The 16,729-nt window shown below is 71.9% G+C and carries 15 protein-coding genes; 11 read left to right on the plus strand and 4 right to left on the minus strand.

Features of this window, described 5'->3' with window-relative positions:
* Positions 1–104: 104 nt before the first annotated feature.
* On the minus strand, positions 105–413 hold the full coding sequence (locus R3E98_15755; protein ID MEZ4424866.1) for a hypothetical protein: 309 nt from the start codon (positions 411–413) through the stop codon (positions 105–107).
* 491 nt (positions 414–904) lie between these two features.
* Here R3E98_15755 and R3E98_15760 point away from each other — a divergent pair, with 491 nt between their 5' ends.
* Positions 905–2,032: a glycosyltransferase gene (locus R3E98_15760; protein MEZ4424867.1), complete on the plus strand. Its 1,128-nt coding sequence runs from the start codon at positions 905–907 to the stop codon at positions 2,030–2,032.
* Positions 2,033–2,210: 178 nt separating this feature from the next.
* Here the strand turns inward: R3E98_15760 and R3E98_15765 are convergent, their stop codons facing one another.
* Complete coding sequence (locus R3E98_15765; protein MEZ4424868.1) at positions 2,211–2,882, minus strand: OmpA family protein; 672 nt, start codon at positions 2,880–2,882, stop codon at positions 2,211–2,213.
* Positions 2,883–3,227: 345 nt separating this feature from the next.
* Between R3E98_15765 and R3E98_15770 the strand changes: the two genes are divergently transcribed.
* Both R3E98_15770 and R3E98_15775 read left to right on the plus strand, forming a co-directional pair.
* A complete protein-coding gene (locus R3E98_15770; GenBank protein ID MEZ4424869.1) occupies positions 3,228–4,040 on the plus strand; it encodes an SDR family NAD(P)-dependent oxidoreductase in 813 nt (270 codons plus the stop codon).
* Positions 4,037–5,293, plus strand: a complete 1,257-nt coding sequence (locus R3E98_15775) for an MFS transporter (GenBank protein MEZ4424870.1) — start codon at positions 4,037–4,039, stop codon at positions 5,291–5,293. Before R3E98_15770 ends, R3E98_15775 begins: the two co-directional genes overlap by 4 nt.
* Positions 5,294–5,317: 24 nt before the next feature.
* Here the strand turns inward: R3E98_15775 and R3E98_15780 are convergent, their stop codons facing one another.
* Positions 5,318–6,124 carry a hypothetical protein gene (locus R3E98_15780; protein MEZ4424871.1) on the minus strand — a complete coding sequence of 269 codons (807 nt, stop codon included), beginning with the start codon at positions 6,122–6,124 and terminating at the stop codon, positions 5,318–5,320.
* Between the two features lie 165 nt (positions 6,125–6,289).
* Here R3E98_15780 and R3E98_15785 point away from each other — a divergent pair, with 165 nt between their 5' ends.
* Entirely contained in the window at positions 6,290–7,291 is a 1,002-nt protein-coding gene (locus tag R3E98_15785; GenBank protein MEZ4424872.1) for a response regulator, read from the plus strand.
* An 84-nt stretch (positions 7,292–7,375) separates the two neighbouring features.
* Here the strand turns inward: R3E98_15785 and R3E98_15790 are convergent, their stop codons facing one another.
* On the minus strand, positions 7,376–7,732 hold the full coding sequence (locus tag R3E98_15790; GenBank protein ID MEZ4424873.1) for an Hpt domain-containing protein: 357 nt from the start codon (positions 7,730–7,732) through the stop codon (positions 7,376–7,378).
* 112 nt (positions 7,733–7,844) lie between these two features.
* Here R3E98_15790 and R3E98_15795 point away from each other — a divergent pair, with 112 nt between their 5' ends.
* The 7 genes from R3E98_15795 to R3E98_15825 all read left to right on the plus strand — a co-directional run bounded on the left by R3E98_15795 (position 7,845) and on the right by R3E98_15825 (position 16,683).
* Positions 7,845–9,614, plus strand: coding sequence for a M1 family metallopeptidase (locus tag R3E98_15795; protein ID MEZ4424874.1), 1,770 nt, complete (start codon positions 7,845–7,847; stop codon positions 9,612–9,614).
* 30 nt (positions 9,615–9,644) lie between these two features.
* Positions 9,645–10,604, plus strand: a complete 960-nt coding sequence (locus R3E98_15800; protein ID MEZ4424875.1) for an acetyl-CoA carboxylase carboxyltransferase subunit alpha — start codon at positions 9,645–9,647, stop codon at positions 10,602–10,604.
* A gap of 4 nt (positions 10,605–10,608) precedes the next feature.
* On the plus strand, positions 10,609–11,469 hold the full coding sequence (ricT, locus tag R3E98_15805) for a regulatory iron-sulfur-containing complex subunit RicT (GenBank protein MEZ4424876.1): 861 nt from the start codon (positions 10,609–10,611) through the stop codon (positions 11,467–11,469).
* A 63-nt stretch (positions 11,470–11,532) separates the two neighbouring features.
* Positions 11,533–13,062, plus strand: a complete 1,530-nt coding sequence (gene metG, locus R3E98_15810; GenBank protein ID MEZ4424877.1) for a methionine--tRNA ligase — start codon at positions 11,533–11,535, stop codon at positions 13,060–13,062.
* Positions 13,063–13,266: 204 nt separating this feature from the next.
* Positions 13,267–14,193, plus strand: a complete 927-nt coding sequence (locus R3E98_15815) for a M23 family metallopeptidase (GenBank protein MEZ4424878.1) — start codon at positions 13,267–13,269, stop codon at positions 14,191–14,193.
* A gap of 70 nt (positions 14,194–14,263) precedes the next feature.
* Entirely contained in the window at positions 14,264–15,457 is a 1,194-nt protein-coding gene (locus R3E98_15820) for a hypothetical protein (protein MEZ4424879.1), read from the plus strand.
* The gene (locus R3E98_15825) at positions 15,454–16,683 is read left to right on the plus strand and encodes a hypothetical protein (protein MEZ4424880.1); all 1,230 of its coding nucleotides are present in this window, start codon (positions 15,454–15,456) and stop codon (positions 16,681–16,683) included. The genes R3E98_15820 and R3E98_15825 overlap by 4 nt, the downstream gene beginning before the upstream one ends.
* Positions 16,684–16,729 lie beyond the last annotated feature (46 nt).

Raw genomic sequence — 16,729 nt, forward strand, 5'->3', positions numbered from 1 at the left:
ACTCCCGGAGCACAGAGAAGAGCGGATGGGTCAGGACGACCCCCGGACGCACCGGGAGTCGACCCCGCTGAGGATACCCCCCCGCCCGCGCGGGTGCCAACGCGTCAGGCCGTCGGGCGGCTCCGGTGCGGCGCGGGCGTGGGCTCGGCGGGAAGGGCGGGCCGCGCCTCCTCGGCCCGGAGCGACTCGTAGAACTGCTGACGCTCCTCCAGGAGCGACATGCGGCCGTCCAGGGTCTCGAGCAGCTCACGGATGCGGCCGAGCTCCGGCGCGCTGGCCCGCTCCTTCTCGCGGATCATGGCCTCGAACAGCCGGACCAGCGGCTTCAGGATGGGGCGAAGCAGCAGGACGCCCCCCGTGGTCACGATGAAGACCACGGCCACCACCATCGGGGCGATGAAGTCCCATTCCATACCCGCCTCCCGCGTCTAGGAAAGATCCGCACCCGTGGGGACCGCGCGTCCGCAGCGCCACGGGGGCGGTGCCGGCGCTCCCACCTACGCGACCCGGGGGGCCGTGGTTTCCGCGGCCGACCTGCGGCGGCGGCCCCGTGGTGAGGATGCATCATCGCCACGGAGCCGGAGCCACCGCCGGATCGGCGGAGCGCCGGAGCATCCCGCTGAAGGAGGACTCGATGTCGTTGTCACAGGAGCAGTTGGCGAGCCAGGACCCCACCCTCGCCCAGGTCGCGGCGCCGTCCGCGGCACAGGGCACCTCGCTTGCACCCCCCTCCTCGCAACGGTCCGCGAGGGCCGATTCGATGAAGGGAACGTGTCCGGCTCCGGCCGGACCCGGGAAAGAACCTGATGACCGCGCACGTCTTCGAGCCCACACCTTCCACCCGACCCCGACACGTGGGTTTCGGAGGCGTGCGTCGGTCGCCAACCGGGAGGGTGACGAGACCGTGAACGTCTGTCTCGTCGCCCTCGATTTCCATGGCTGGAACTGCCCGAGCGGGTGCGGCTTCGGCCGCGCCACCCGCTCCCTCGGCCGCGCCCTGACCCGTCGGGGCGTGCGCGTCACCGCGGTCGTCCCGCGCGCGCTCGGTCAGCCCGAGCGGTGCGTCGTGGACGGCATCGAGGTCTTCTCGTTCAGTCCCACCCGCCCCGCCGAAGCGCACCGCTGGCTGCGGGAGGTGGACGCCGACATCTACCACTCGATCGAGCCGTCGCTGCTGACGCACGTCGCCCAGCGGGCCCGCCCGGCGCGCGCGCACGTGGTCACGATGCTCGACCCCGCGCTCGACGGCCCGTGCATCGGCGGACCCGACTCGGAGCCGCTCTCGCTCGCCCACTGGCTCCGACGCCGGTACTACCGCATGGGCCGACGCGTGCGGGACGCCGTCGCGAGCGCCGATCTGCGGTTCGTGGGGGCGCGACACATCGGCGACGAGGTCCGTCGCCTCTACGGCCTCGCCGAGACGCCGGCGTTCCTGCCGCGCCCGGTCGACGTCCCCGCCCAGGTGCGCAAGGCGTCGGTGCCGACCGTCTGCATGCTGGACCGCTGGGAGCCGCGCAAGCGCCCGGAGTTGTTCTTCGCGCTCGCCGAGCGTTTTCCGGAGGTGCGCTTCATCGCCGCCGGCAGCGCCGCGGACGAGGCCGCCACCTGGGTGGTGCGGCAGCGCTGGGGCCACCTGTTCAACCTCGAGCTGCGCGACCCCGTGAGCCCGTTCTCCCGGGCCTACGCGGAGCTCCTGGCGGAGAGCTGGATCCTGGTCAATCCGGCGCACCGCACCGGGCTGCCCGCGTCCTTCGTGGACGCAGCCGCACACGGCACCGCCATCCTGAGCACGGTGGACCCGGACGACTTCGCGTCCAACTTCGGGCTGCGCGCGGCTCCGGAGGCGCTGGGAGAGGGCCTGTCCGATCTGCTGGCGGACAGCCGCTGGCGACTGCGGGGGGAGTTGGGGCGCGCCTACGTGGCGGATACGTTCTCCGCCGACCGCAGCGTCGACGCGCACCTGGAGGCGTACCGGTCCCTCGTCGGCGGCGTCGAGGCACCGGCGCCGCTGGCCGTCGCCCAGATGGCGTGAGCGCGGCGGGGGCCGGGCGGTCCCTGGACTCACCCTCCACTCCCGACGCGCCCTCGGCTCCCGGACGTACGAAGGGGCAGGGCAACCCCCCGGCGCCCTACCCCTCCGTCGGATGACGCGCGGCGGAGCCGCGGCCGTCCGGTTCTGTCGCTGAAGCGTCTCTTCGGCGACGACCGCGTCAGCGGCCGGCCACCTCGGAGCTCGCGGTCGAGTGGTCGATGACCATCACGACCCGGCGGTTCTGCTGACCCTCGTCGCGGGTCGCGCCCGGCACCACCTGACGGCGGGTGTCCTCGCCGTAGCTGACGGCGCGCACGCGGTCGGGATTCATGCCCCCCTCGGCGACCAGGTACTCCCGCACGGCGCTCGCACGCCGCTGCCCGAGGCGGAGGTTGTACGCCTCGCTGCCGGCCGGGTCGGTGAAGCCTTCCACCGTCACCAGCGCGTTCGGGAAGTGCTGCATGACGATGCTGCTGAACTCGCTCAGCAGCTCCTGGTCCTGCGACTGCAGGTCGGCTTCGTCGAAGCCGAAGTAGATGGGCGTGTTGACCCGCGTCGCCGCGGCCATGCGCTCCACCGTCACGTTGAAGCGATTCTCGAGCGCGCTCAGATCCTGCTCCAGCAGGTCCACGCGGCCTTCGACGCCGTCCACACGGGACTCGACGCCGTCGATGCGCCCGCCGAGCCGCTCTTCGACCGCCTGATCGCCGGCGGCCATCTCCTGGCGGATCGTGGCGAGCTCGACGCCGAGCTCCTCACGGTTGACATGGGCACACCCGCTCGCGACGAGCGAAGCGCCCAAGATTCCAGCGACCGCGAAACGCTTGGCGGTCGTTTCAGTCCCCTTCATGGCGAAGCCTCCTGAGCTTCCGTTCGTTGTCCGGCTCGATCGACCTGTGGCCAGGTCCGAGCGCGGCGACCCCTCACCGGCCCCAGGGAAACGCAGATCCGGTGCCGAATGGGCCTCCGGGAGCCGGCAGGCCCCGGGGAATGTGCGCAGGAACCGCTCAACGGCGCCGCTTTCGGGGCTTTCCCACCGGATGTCCACAGCCGTGTCCACAGGCCTGCGGACCGGATGCGACCCCGTGGTCCTGTTCCGATTCGACGCACCGTGAGCGATTTCGTCACGGGCCCGCGGCGGTCCCATGACCGTGGCCCCCCCGGGCCTTTCGTCCCATCTTGGGAGCCCCTGGAGGTGCGGGGACAACCCGGAGGAACGGAGCTGAACGGGACCAATCGGATCCAAGGCCGTCGCGCGCTGATCACCGGCGCCTCGTCCGGCATCGGCGCCGCCGTGGCCCGCGCCCTGGCCGAGCGCGGCGTGCACCTGGTGCTGGCCGCCCGGCGGGGGGAGCGGGCCCATGCCCTCGCGGCCGAGCTGGCGGACCGCCACGGCGTGCAGGCGGAGGCCCACGCCCTGGACGTGCGGGACCGGCAGGCCGTCCAGGCCTTCGGGGACCGGCTGGAGGAGCAGGGCCTGGAGGTGGACATCCTCGTCAACAACGCGGGCCTGGCCCGGGGCCTGGCCCCCTTCCACGAAGGGGTGCTCGACGACTACGAGGAGATGATCGACACGAACGTCAAAGGCCTCATCCTCGTGTCGCGTCGCTTCCTCCCCCCCATGGTGAAGCGGAACCGCGGACACGTCGTACACATCGGCAGCATCGCGGGCTATCAGGTCTATCCGGGAGGGAACGTCTACAACGCGAGCAAGTTCGCCGTGCGCGCCCTCGCGGAGGCCATGAACGTCGACCTGGTGGGGACCGCGGTCCGCGTCTCCTCCGTGGACCCGGGACTCGTGCAGACGGAGTTCTCCCAGGTGCGCTTCCATGGAGACACGGAACGGGCCGCCACGGTGTACCGCGGGTATACACCGCTCGCGCCGGAGGACGTCGCGGACGTGGTGTGCTTCGTCCTGAACGCACCTCCCCACGTCAACGTCGCGGACCTGATCCTGCTGCCCACGGATCAGCGCAGCTCCACCGTGGTGCACAAGGAACCGGTGTGAGCCGACCGTCGGCCAGCGCGGTGATCTCCCCCCCGCCCCGTCGCACCGACGCGACCGGGCCCTCCGACGCCTCCCCCGGCCTGGTGGTCTTCGCGCTGTGGCTCCTGGTCTTCTCGGCCAGCAGCCAGATCATGATCATCTCGCCGATCCTGCCGCGGATCGGAGAGGAGCTGGGGATCCGCGCCTCGCTGCTGGGCACGCTCGTGACGGCCTACAGCTCCATGGTGGGGTTGTTCGCGATCATCTCCGGTCCCATCTCGGACAAGGTCGGACGACGCCGCATCCTGCTGCTCGGCTCGGGCATCATGACGGTGTCGCTGCTGCTGCACGCGCTGGTGGACAGCTACGCCTCGTTCCTGACCGTGCGCCTGCTCTCCGGGGTCGCCGGGGGTGTGCTGAGCGGCGCCGCGGTGTCGTACATCGGGGACTTCTTCCCGTACAACCGCCGCGGATGGGCCACGGGCTGGGTCATGAGCGGCGCCGCCTTCGGACAGATCCTCGGCATCCCCATCGGCATCGAGCTCGCGGGCCGCTACGGGTTCCGCGCCCCGTTCTACGTGTTCGCCGTCACGATGGCGCTCACATGGCTGCTCATCCTCGCGCGCGTGCCCCAGCCCGCGGTGGAGCTGTCCCGGCACAAGCTCACGCTGGGCCGCGCGGTGCGCGACTACTGGGCCATGCTGCGCCGCCGTGAGGTGGCGGCCGCCGCGCTGGCCTACTGGCTCATGTTCCTCGGCGTCTCCGTCTACGTCGTCTACCTGCCCACCTGGCTGGAGGCGGCGCGGGGCGCCAGCAGCACCGAGATCGCGACGCTGTTCCTCGTGGGCGGCATCGCCAACGTGCTCACCGGCCCGCAGGCAGGGCGCCTGTCCGACCGGATCGGTCGCAAGGTGATGGTGCTGTGCTCGTGTGTGGGCCTCTCGATCGTGATGCTCGCCACCATCCCCGTGGTCGACGGCATCCGGATGGCCTACCCGATCTTCTTCCTGGTGATGGTGCTGGTGGCGATGCGCGTGAGCCCCTTCTCCGCCCTGCTGACCGCCCTGGTCTCGGACGAGCGCCGGGGCTCGCTCATGAGCCTCACGGTGGCGCTGGGCCAGGTGGGCTTCGCCATCGGGGGCGCGGTGGCCGGGCCGCTCTACGCCTACCGCGGCTACCAGAGCAACACGGTGCTGGCCGCCACGTCGGTGCTGCTGATGGGCGTGGTGGTGTGGCTCTTCATCCCCGAGCCCGACCGGAGCCGCGTCAGCTAGCCCCGGCCGGGATCGAGGGACCGCTCAGCGGCGGCGGATCCGCACCCCGCCGTTCGTGGTGACGACCCGCACCGGTGCGCCGCCGTCTCCCAGGGTGGCCCGCACCCGCCGATCGATGCGGCCCGACACCGTCACCGGGAAATCCAGCTCCAGGCGCCCATTGACGGTGCCGGTCTCCAGCTGCGCCGAGTAGCCGTCCGGGACGTCCAGCTCCACCCCGCCGTTCTGCGTCTCCACGTCCAGGCCGCGGCCTTCCCAGGCCCGCCCGTCCAGCTCCACGTCCAGCCCGCCGTTGGTGGTGCTGCCGCGCACGTCGCCCGCCAATCGGCTCAGGGTCACCCCACCGTTCAAGGCCCGGAACTCGATCTCGCCCTCCAGGTCGGCGAGCCGGATCCCGCCGTTGTGGGTCTCCACCCGCACATCGGTCTCGCGGGGGGCCCAGATCCAGTAGCTGACCCCCCAGCTCTCACGGCGCCCCGTCTCCGGGCCCTCCGCCCGGATGCGCCCGCCGTCCGTCCGCACCCGCACCGCCCGCACCAGCTCCTCGGCCCGGTCCTCGGAGCGGGCCTGCGCCCACACCTCCACCTCCAGGCGCACCCCCCGGTCATCGGTGCCCATGATCCGCACCCCACCGTTCTGGCCGCCGTCCACGTCCAGCCGTCCGGGCGCCCGCTCCAGCGCCAGGTCCCGCACCTCGCAGACCCGCTCCGCATCCCGGCCCCACGTCCCCTCGCAGTCGGGCCCCCGGTCCGCCTGGGCGGAAAGTCCGCCCGCTCCCAGGGTCAGGGCTGCCGCCATCCCCGCCGTCGTCCACACCCGCGTGCGTCCCATCCTCCCCCTCTCCTCGACGGCGTTCCGGCCGCCCATCCGGTCGATTCCCTGCTCCGTTCCGTGGGACAGGCCCTCCGGCCCCAAGGTTGCATGGGTGCAGCGGCGTCCGGCTCGGCCTCCACCCCGGAGCGCGCCGGCCTCGCACGCGGAACCCTGAAGCGCCCAATGAACGACGAAGGACAGCTGCGGGTCCTCCTGGTCGAGGACAGCCTGGACCAGGCCAACCTGATGATGCGCTGGCTGGAGCTCTCCGGTGAGCTTCGCGTGAGCCACGCGCAGGATGGCGTTCGGGGTGCCGCCCTGGCCCAGGAGCAGCGCTGGGACCTGGTCATCACCGACCTGAACCTCCCGGGCAGCGATGGGCTGGAGGTCATCCGCGCCAGCAAGGCGCTCCACCCCGACACGCCGGTGCTCGTGGTCACGGCCTACCGCGACCAGTCGTTCGCCGCCCAGGCCATCCGGGAGGGCGCCGACGGCTTCCTGCCCAAGCCGTTCGAACGAACGGAGCTGGTGGAGAAGGCCGAGCAGCTGCTGCAGTCGGGAGGGACCGCCCACCACACGGCCGGCCCCACCGTGCTGGCCATCGGCGCACACGCCGACGACGTCGAGAACGGGTGCGGTGGCGCGCTGCTCCGCCACCTGGATCTCGGCAACCGGGTGGTGATCCTGGTACTCACCCAGGGAGAGGAGGACGGCAGCCCCTCCGTCCGGGCCGGCGAGATCGAGCTGTCGGCGCGCCTGCTCGGCGCGCGGGTCATCATCGCCGATCTGCCCGCCACCCAGGTGACCGACGGGGAGGACACGATCCAGGTGATCGAGCGGGTCATGCACGCATTCGAGCCCGAGATCGTCTACACCCACTCCCCGCACGACCTGCACACCGATCATCGCGGGGCCTACCGCGCCACGCTGATCGCCGCCCGCGAGGCGCCCACGCTGTACTGCTATCCCACGAAAGCCAGCACGGTGGACTTCAAGCCGTCCATGTTCGTGGAGATCTCGGAATACCTGGACAAGAAGAAGGAGATCGTCTCCCTCTTCCAGACGCCGGAGGTCAACCTGCCCTATCTCAAGGGCACGTTCGTGGAGGCGTCCGCGCTGTACTGGGGCCGCTTCGCCGGCTTCGGCCGCGTGGAGCCGCTCGAGGTGGTGCGGGGCGGACGCTGAGCCGCACGACCGCAGGCGTGGTCGTCCGCGGCGGACGCGGAGGCGCGCGGCCGCAGGCGTCGTCGCCCGGGCCGACCCCCCGCCCTACGGCAGCTCCAACCGCACCGCGTCGAGGTAGCTCGCCAGGCCGCGGACGGCGCGGACCACACCGGCCATGTCGCCCACGCTGGCCGCATCCTCGATGGCGCCGCCGAAGGCGGTGATCTCGGGGAAGCCGTACCCGGCGCCCGAGCCCTTCAGGCGGTGACCGGCGAGCTGGAGGGCTGCCAGGTCGCTCGTCTGCACGGCGGCGGACAACGTGAGCACCTCGGCCCGGCGGGCCTGGAGGTATCCCGGCACCAGGTCGGCGATCACCCCGTCCACCTTCACGACGACCGGGTCGGGGAACTCCAGCGGCAGGGCATCGGCCCCCGCGGCTCCCGAGGATCGGTCCGCTTCCATCCCTCCTCCGTTCGGCCCCGACCGGGGGCCGCCTTGCTCCGCGCCGTCCGCTCCACGGATCTTCCGTGGCACGACCACGACGGCGCCCGCTGACGCTCCCGGGAGGGGATGCATGTTTCGCTCCACACGCAGGACCGCCCGCCGGGCGGCCCCCCTGGCCCTGCTGGCACTGGCCGGATGCGGGACGGGCGGGGCTCCGGCCGCATCGGCCCCGACGGCCGCGGTCGTCGCCCGGCCCCCTGCGGCGGTGGTCGAGCCCGCCCCCATCCCGGCCGGTCGGGCCCCGGCGCCCGGGGAGTATGCCGACGCCCCCGACGTCCGGTCCTACGACATCGAATTGGCCCTGCCGCCGGCGGGCGGCGCCATCGCGGCCCGGGCCACCCTCGACCTGGAGGCGGCTCAGGGGGCCCGCGAGGTGGCGCTCGACCTCACCGGGCTGGCCGTCACGGCCGCCACGGTGGACGGTCGCCCCGTCCAGGTGCGCCAGGACGCGGGGAAGGTGCACGTGCCGCTCCCGGGCGCGGGAGGGGGGCGACACCGGGTGGAGCTGGCCTACGCCGGGACCCCCGACGACGGGCTGATCCAGCAGGCGAACGTCCACGGCGATCCGTCCGTGTTCGCCGACAACTGGCCGAACCGCGCCCGCTTCTGGTTCCCCTCGGTGGACCACCCGTCCGACAAGGCCACGATCCGCTTCGAGGTCCACGCGCCGTCGGCCTGGACGGTCATCGCCAATGGCGCCCTGACGGGGGAGCCCGCTCCCACGGCCGAATCGACGCTGCGCGCGCTGGGCTATGCCGGGCCCGCCGCCCACCGCACCTGGGTCTGGGCCTCCGACGTGGAGATCCCGGCCTACACGATGGTGGTGGGCGCCGCCGTGCTGGCCGAGCGCTCCGTGGGCACGGCCGCCTGCGGGAACGCCCCGGCGTCCCCCCGACCGGACGGCTGCATCGAGGTGGGCTACCTGGTCTTCCCGGCCGACACGGCCCGGGCCGCCCCTTCGTTCCGCCGGGCCGCCCGCATGGTGGACTATTTCACGGACCGCTTCGGCCCGTTCCCGTACGAGAAGCTGATGAACGTGCAGTCCTCCACCCGCTTCGGCGGCATGGAGAACGCCTCGGCCATCTTCTACTCCGAGAACGCCATCGCCCGCGGCGCCAACATCGAGGGCACCGTCTCGCACGAGATCGCCCACCAGTGGTTCGGGGACAGCGCCACCGAAGCCGAATGGAGCCACCTGTGGCTGTCCGAGGGCTTCGCCACCTACTTCGGCGACCAGTTCTTCGAGGACGCCGACGGTGTGGAGGCCTTCCGCGCGCTGATGGAGGAGAATCGGCGCTCGTACATCGGCTCACCGGTGGTGGGGCAGCCGATCCTGTCGGGATCCGAGGACCTGTTCGCCCTTCTCAACGCCAACAACTATCCGAAGGGCGGGTGGGTCCTGCACATGCTGCGCGGCCTCATCGGGGATGAGGCCTTCTTCGCCGGCATCCGGGACTACTACGCCGCCTACGAAGGGGGCAACGCCCTCTCGGAGGATTTCCAGCGGGTCATGGAGGCGGCCAGCGGGCAGGATCTCGATGGGTTCTTCGACCAGTGGCTGCGCCAGCCCGGCTATCCGATCTTCGAGGTGGAGTGGACGTGGGACCCCTCGGCGGGTGCCGTACGCTACCGGATCGCACAGGTGCAGGACCCGTCGTGGCCCGCCTTCCGGATGCCGATCGAGCTGGAGGCGCGCACGGAGCGCGGCCCGCTGCGCACGCGTGTGCAACTGGACGGACGGGTCCACGAGGGTACCTTCTCGACCCGGAGCGCGCCGCACGAGGTGGTGCTGGACCCCGACGGATGGGTGCTCAAGGACGTCCGTCCGGCATCCCGCTGACCCCCTGCTTTCCAACGGCCGGAGACACGCGTGGCCTCATCGACGCATCTCGACTTCGAGCGGGAGATCGCCGAGCTCGAGACCCAGATCCAGAAGCTGACCGACGCCGCCGAAGGGAAGGGCATCGACGTCGCGGACGAGATCGCCGCCCTGCGGGAGAAGCTGCATCGGAAGCGGGCGGAGACGTACGACGAGCTGACCCCACTCGAACGGGTGCAGGTGGCCCGCCACCCCCGGCGGCCGTACACGCTGGACTACGTGCAGCGCATGACCACGGACTGGATGGAGCTGCACGGCGACCGTGCCTTCCGCGACGACGAGGCCATCGTCGGAGGCTGGGCCCGCCTGGGCGCCCGCTCCGTCATGCTCATCGGGCACCAGAAGGGCCGCGACATGAAGGAGAACCTGCGGCGCAACTTCGGCATGCCCCATCCGGAAGGCTACCGCAAGGCGCTCCGGCTCATGCGCCAGGCCGAGAAGTTCCGCCGGCCCGTCGTGACGCTGATCGACACCCCCGGCGCCTACCCGGGGATCGGTGCGGAGGAACGAGGACAGGCCGAGGCGATCGCCATGAACCTGCGGGAGATGGCGCGCCTGCGCACGCCCATCGTCAGCTGTGTGATCGGCGAGGGCGGCTCGGGCGGCGCGCTGGCGCTCGGCGTGTCCGACCGGATCCTGATGCTCGAGCACTCGGTCTATTCGGTGATCTCGCCCGAAGGCTGCGCCGCCATCCTGTGGCGGAGCGCCGAGCATCGCGAGCGAGCCGCGGAAGCGCTGAAGCTGACCTCCCAGGACCTGTTGCGTCTGGGTGTCGCGGACGAGGTCATCCCGGAGCCGGCCGGCGGAGCGCATTCGGACCCGGATCTCGTGGCGGATACGCTGGCCGAAGCCCTGGATCGGAACCTGTGCCAGCTCGAACGCCTACCGGAGGACGAGCTCCTGGCCCAACGCTGGGAGAAATTCGAGCGAATGGGACACTGGGTCGAGTAGTGCGGTGAAAGGATTCGCAGAGGTCCGTTTCAAGGGGACGCGCAAGAGCTATTTCACGTTCCACGACCTGTCCTTGCAGGTCGGGGCCGACGTGATCGTGGAGGCCGACCGGGGCGAGGACCTCGGCGTGGTGTCGGCCGTCGGGTCCATCGCGGAGCGCAAGTGCTCGAGCTCGGGAGGGTGCAGCACGCCGGTTCCCGAGAAGCGCGTGCTACGCCTTGCACGCACCGACGAGCGGCAACGCGCCCACGCGCTGCGCGCCGACGAAGATCGCGTCCGCCTGTCCACCCGCGAGCTGGTCAAGAAGCACGGCCTCAAGATGAAGGTCACGGAGGCGGAGTGGCAGCTCGACCGCAACAAGCTGATCATCTACTTCACCGCCGAGCGTCGGGTGGACTTCCGGGAGCTGGTCCGCGACCTGGCTCGGACGTTCCGCACGCGGATCGAGCTCAAACAGATCGGCGTCCGGGACGAGGCCGCCCTCCTGGGTGGGGTGGGCCGCTGCGGCCGCGAGCTGTGCTGCTCCACGTGGTTGACGGAGCTCAAGCCCGTCAGCCTGCAGTTGGCCAAGGACCAACGGCTGAGCCTCAATCCCGCCCAGATCTCCGGCTGCTGCGGGCGGCTGATGTGCTGCCTGATGTACGAGCACGAGACCTACGTGCAGGCCCGTCGGCGCTTCCCGCGCGAGGGACGCACGCTGCGTACGCCAACCGGACCCGAGCGCGTGGTCTCCGTGGACATCTGGGCCGAGACCGTGACGCTGAAGAACGCGGAGGGCGTGCGACGCACCGTGCCTCTGGAGCAGCTGAAGGACGAGGTGGCCGACCGCGGCTCCAACGACCGCAGCGGACGGAGCGACGCGTGAGCGTCCCGGAGCCCGAGCTCGCGCCCCCACTTCCGCGAACGACCCGCTGACCGGACGCACACCGTGACCGAACGCTTCTTCCTCACGACGCCCATCTACTACGCGTCCGGCGAGCCTCACCTGGGGCATGCCTACACCACGCTGCTCGCCGACGCCCTGGCGCGCTATCACCGGCAGGCGGGGCACGCGGTCCTGTTCCTGACCGGTACAGACGAGCACGGGCAGAAGATGCAGGAGGAAGCGGGGCGCCGCGGGATCGCGCCGCTCCAGCTCGCGGACGACATGGCGGAGCGCTTCCGCGCGGCCTGGCAGGACATGGACGTCTCGTTCGATCGGTTCATCCGCACCACGGAGCCCGAGCACGTCGCGGTGGTGCAGGCCGTCTACCGCCGGCTCTACGAGAAGGGTGACATCTACGCCGCAGACTACCAGGGCTGGTACTGCGTCCACGACGAACGGTACTGGACCGAGAAGGATCTGGGCCCGGATCAGACCTGCCCGGACTGTGGCCGGCCCGTGCGCCAGATCCAGGAGAAGAACTGGTTCTTCCGGATGAGCGCCTACCAGGAGCGTCTGATCCGGCACATCGAGGAGAACCCGGACTGGATCGTTCCCGCCAGCCGGCGCAACGAGGTGTTGGGCTTCCTGCGCAGCCCGCTCGAAGACCTCTCGGTCTCCCGCCCCAAGACACGTCTCGAATGGGGCATCACGCTGCCGTTCGACGAGGCCCATGTGGCCTACGTCTGGGTGGACGCGCTCTTCAACTATGTGACCGCGTCCGGTCGCATCCGCCCCGACGCGGCGGATGGGGAGCAGGGGTTCGGAGAGACGGCCCACGACTCCTGGTGGCCCTGCCAGCTGCACATCGTGGGGAAGGACATCCTCACCACGCATGCCGTGTACTGGCCCACGCTGCTGATGGCGGCCGACCTGCCCCTGCCCCTCCAGATCCTGGCGCACGGCTGGTGGGTGGCCGGGGGACGCAAGATGTCCAAGTCGCTGGGGAACGTGATCGACCCGCTCCAGCTCCGCAGCGCCTACGGCACCGACGCGGTGCGCTGGTACCTGCTGCGCGAGATGCCGGTCGGACAGGATGCGTCGTTCACCGAGGAACGCTTCCTCATGCGGTACGAGGAGCTGGCCAACGTGCTCGGCAACCTGGCCAGCCGCGTGACGTCGATGATCGAACGGTACCGCGGGGGGATGGTGCCCGATGCACCGGGCCGCGATCTGGACGAGGCCGTCCGCGACGCGCGCGTCCAGGTGCAGGCGGCCTACGGATCCCTGCGCGTGCACGACGCCCTCGGGGCGGCCATGGACCTGGCCCGCACGGCGAACGTCTACGTGGAGGAGCGCCAGCCCTGGGCTCAGGCCAAAGCCGAAGACCCGGCACCGCTGGACGAGACCCTGGCCACGCTCTACCGGAGCCTGGTCTGGTTGGTCGCGCTCCTGGAGCCGGTCCTGCCGGAAAAGATGTCCCGCCTTGCCGGCCACCTGGGCCTCCCGGCGGTTCCCACGCTCGCCGAGGCGGGGAACGACGCGCCGGCTGGACGGACCGTGCGGAAGGGAGATCCGCTCTTCCCCAAGGCCTGAAACGCTCCCCCGGCGGGGGTTGCGAGCCCGGCCGCGGACCGTGGCCCCGACCCCGCGGCGGGCGTCCGGAGCGTTGCGCGGACGCCACGTGGGAGGGGATCCTCGGGCGTCCAACGGGGTTTGGAAATTGCTTGACCGTGCCCCCGCGGCGCGGGTACGTTCTGGACTGACGACCTGACCGACGAACCGGGGCCGGAGAGACGAATGCGCGGAAAGAAGTGGACAATCCTGTTCGTCGCAGGGGAGGACACCTCTGTCCGCCAGTTCAGTCTATCGGAGCGCAAGCTTCGCTGGCTCGCCGGGAGCGTGGGCGGCCTGTTGCTGGTGCTCGTGCTGTTGCTCGGACTCAACGGAGTGGGCGGCGCGGCCTGGGTGCGCGCCTCGCACCTGGCCCGCACCAACGCGCTGCTGGAGGCGGAGCTCTCCACCATCCGCGGGCAGATGTCCACCCTCGAGGGCGCGGTGGGCAAGCTGTCGGAGCAGGATCGGCAGTACCGTCTCCTCGCCGGCCTCGACCCCATCGACGAAGAAGTGCTCGAGGTGGGTGTCGGAGGTCCGGGCACGAGCGATCCGCGGTCCCACGCGCTATGGTCCGTGGACTCGGTGGCCGGCAAGGACGTCTTCGCGGTCTCCTACGATCTGAATGCGCTGGAGCGGCGCGTACGCCTGCTCGGCGAGAGCCTCGCACAGGCCAGCGACTCCCTGCAGGCGTATCACGACCTGCTCGAGTCGGTGCCGTCCATCCTGCCCGCCGACGGCATGGTGTCGAGCAGCTTCTCCAAGGCGCGGCTCCACCCGATCCACAACGAGGTGCTGCCGCATGAGGGCGTCGACCTCGTCGCCCCCAAGGGCACGCCCATCACCGCCGCGGCGCAGGGTGTCGTCGAGTTCGCCGGGCGCATGAACGGGTATGGGCTCGTGGTCGTGATCGACCACGGCTACGGGTACGAGACGCGCTACGGCCACGCCTCGGAGCTGCTGGTCCGCAAGGGACAGCGCGTCTCGCGCGGAGACGTCATCGCCCGCGTCGGGAACACGGGCCTGGCCACGGCGTCACACTTGCACTACGAGGTGCGGGTCAGCGGGACTCCCGTGAACCCGATGAACTACGTGATCCAGGCCATCCCGTAGGGCGCACGCCTCCGCCTCCTGCCGCAACCGGAGCGGGCGCCCGAACGGGGCGCCCGCTCTTTTATCGCCCATGCTGAAGACCTTGCTGCTCGCGCTGGCGCTCTCGCCCCAGGAGGCTCCCGCCCCCTGGATCCGGGCGGATTCGGTCGTGATCCTGCCCGAGCGCCCGCGCCTGCTGCTGGTGGAGCGACCGGGCGATCCACGCGTCGCGCTGCGCTGGTTCGTCCCCCTGCAGGAGACGGCCGAGCGCGCAGGTGCCGGCCAGGTGTTGGCCCTCCTGGCCCAACGGCGCGCCGAAGCGCATGCAGAGCGGCTGGGCGCCCACTTCTCCGTGCGTCGCACCCACCAGGGCATCGCCTACGCCGTGAGCGGGTCCGGCCTGGACGTGGACCATCTCTTCGAGGTGCTGCGGATCGCGGTGTCCCCACCCGAGACCGATCCCGTCCTCGTGCGCCGGGCCACGAGCACCGTCCTGGCCGCGCTGGACCGGGATCTGGAGTCCGCGGAACGCAACCTGGCGGCGCGTCTCGCGCAACCGACCTGCCCCGGCACACCACCGCTCGCCGGCACGCGGGAGAGCCTCACGAGCCTGCGTGCCCCGGACCTGGCGGCGCTCTGGCGCTCCACCCATGCCGACCCGGAATCCACGACGCTGGTCGTGGCCGGCGACCTGCCGCTGGAAGTGGTGCTGGCGTCGCTCCCGGAGCTGGGCGCGGGCCAGGCGACCGGCTCCGGGCGCACGTATGCGGCGGAGCCCGCGCCCGAGCGCCCCGGCCGCACGCAGGTGCTCCGGCAGTGGTACGGCGAGGCGCGGCCGGCGGGACCGGCCGACGACCCCCGGGCCGAGGTCGCAGCCCGTCTGGTGGGTCGGGCCGTAGGCTCGGTCGACGCCGGTCTCCAGCTCACGCTCGAGCTGGTCGATTCGGGCTGCTCGTCCACGCTCGTGCTCGTGGGCGGCGCCTACCGCCAGGATGCGGCCCGTCTCCGCCGCACGGTGCAGGAGCTGGTGCGCACCACCCGGGACGGGCTGAGCGAGGCGGCCGTGCAGGAGGCCGTGCTGGAGATCCAGCGGGCCTGGGTGCGGCGCAGCGCCACGGCCGAGGGGGTCGCGGAGCTGGTGGGAGCCTTCGCGGAAGGCGGGGGCGACCCCACGGCGGCGGCTCGCTATGCGGACGCCCTCGCCGGGCTCGACCGCAGCGCGCTGGTCGCCTTCTTCGACCGCCTCCTGGCCGCGCCGCCGGTGCGGGCGGAGCTGGGCTCGTGATCCACGCGCTCGCAGGCGCCGTGGTGGCGGCTGCCCTCCAGACCGCTCCGGCGGCCGACTCGGCGGCGCCTACGCCTCCGCCGCCCCCGGCGGTCACCGCCGCCACGCCTCTCGTGGGCGCGGCCGTGCTCCTTCCCTTCGGCGCCGCCCACGATCCCCCCGGCGCCTCCGGCATGGCCTGGGTCTACGGGCGTCTCCTCGAGGAAGAGCTTCGGGAGGCCCTGGCCGGCAGCGCCGCCACGACCCGCGTCCGGGTCGGGCGCTTCGACACCGAGGTGACGCTCCTGGCCCCGCCCGGGACCGCCGCCGCAGACCTGGACCGGTTCCAGACGGTCGTGGATGCGCGGCGGGTGGATGGAGCGGCCCTGGAGCGCGTGCAGGCCGACCTGGTACGCCAGCTCCGCTTCGAGGAGGGAGCACCCGTCCGGACCTTCGAGGAAGAGCGGGCGGCGCTGATCTTCGACGGGCGCTGGGGCGCGAGCCTGCAAGGCCGCCGCGCGGAGCTGGAGACCCTCGGCGCGGCCGATGTCGAGCGTTGGCGGTCGACCCCCCGGGACGAGGCCGCGGTGTGGGCCGTGGTCGCGCCGCCGGGAAGCCCGCTGGCCCGGCCCCAGCGCCCCGACTCCGGGCAGACCGCGGCCGGAGCGCCTCGCACCCGCGCCTGGAGCGAGGGCCGGCACGAGCGGCTGGACCGCCCCATCACCAACGCGTGGGTGACGGTGGACGCGCCGGTGCGAGCGGATCTGGATCCCACGGTGCTCGACCTCTACGTGCGGCATCTCGAGGAGGTGCTCTCCCCCACCCCCCCCGATCCGGGGCTGTACTCGGCGGACGTGGAGCTGCTGCATGCCCCGGAGGGCCCGGTCCTTTCCATCACCGCCGCCGTGACCCCCGAGGCCGCGGAGCGCTGGGCGCGCCGCCTGGAGGCCGCCGTGCTGCTGGAGGACCTGGAGAGCTGGAGGGACGAGCGCCAGTTCGCCTGGCTCCGGCGCCGCTTCCGCAACGCCTGGCTGGCCCGGGAAGCCAGCCCGGATCGGGCCGCGGCCCGCGTGGCCCGGGACCTCCGCGCCGGACGTTCCCCGCGGGTGCCGCTCGAGGCCACGCAGGCCCTCGACGCCGGCGATCTGGACGTCCTCACGGACGCCATCGGACCCACACGGGTGCTGATCTACGGCCCGGTGCTGGACCCACCGGCGGACCCCCCGGAGGCGCCGCCCCGTTCTTGATCGGTCGGGAGGCGCCTTGTACCTTCGGCTCCCTGTTCCCAAAACC

Source organism: Gemmatimonadota bacterium (genome assembly GCA_041390125.1).
Lineage (GTDB): Bacteria > Gemmatimonadota > Gemmatimonadetes > Longimicrobiales > Gaopeijiaceae > JAGQIF01.

What these genes read in the sequence shown, in the direction of transcription:
- R3E98_15755 (MEZ4424866.1), bottom strand. Translation starts at nt 413, where the DNA reads ATGGAATGGGACTTCATCGCCCCGATGGTGGTGGCCGTGGTCTTCATC.
- R3E98_15785 (MEZ4424872.1), top strand. Translation starts at nt 6,290, where the DNA reads ATGAACGACGAAGGACAGCTGCGGGTCCTCCTGGTCGAGGACAGCCTG.
- R3E98_15820 (MEZ4424879.1), top strand. Translation starts at nt 14,264, where the DNA reads ATGCTGAAGACCTTGCTGCTCGCGCTGGCGCTCTCGCCCCAGGAGGCT.
- R3E98_15795 (MEZ4424874.1), top strand. Translation starts at nt 7,845, where the DNA reads ATGTTTCGCTCCACACGCAGGACCGCCCGCCGGGCGGCCCCCCTGGCC.
- R3E98_15765 (MEZ4424868.1), bottom strand. Translation starts at nt 2,882, where the DNA reads ATGAAGGGGACTGAAACGACCGCCAAGCGTTTCGCGGTCGCTGGAATC.
- R3E98_15815 (MEZ4424878.1), top strand. Translation starts at nt 13,267, where the DNA reads ATGCGCGGAAAGAAGTGGACAATCCTGTTCGTCGCAGGGGAGGACACC.
- R3E98_15780 (MEZ4424871.1), bottom strand. Translation starts at nt 6,124, where the DNA reads ATGGGACGCACGCGGGTGTGGACGACGGCGGGGATGGCGGCAGCCCTG.
- R3E98_15790 (MEZ4424873.1), bottom strand. Translation starts at nt 7,732, where the DNA reads ATGGAAGCGGACCGATCCTCGGGAGCCGCGGGGGCCGATGCCCTGCCG.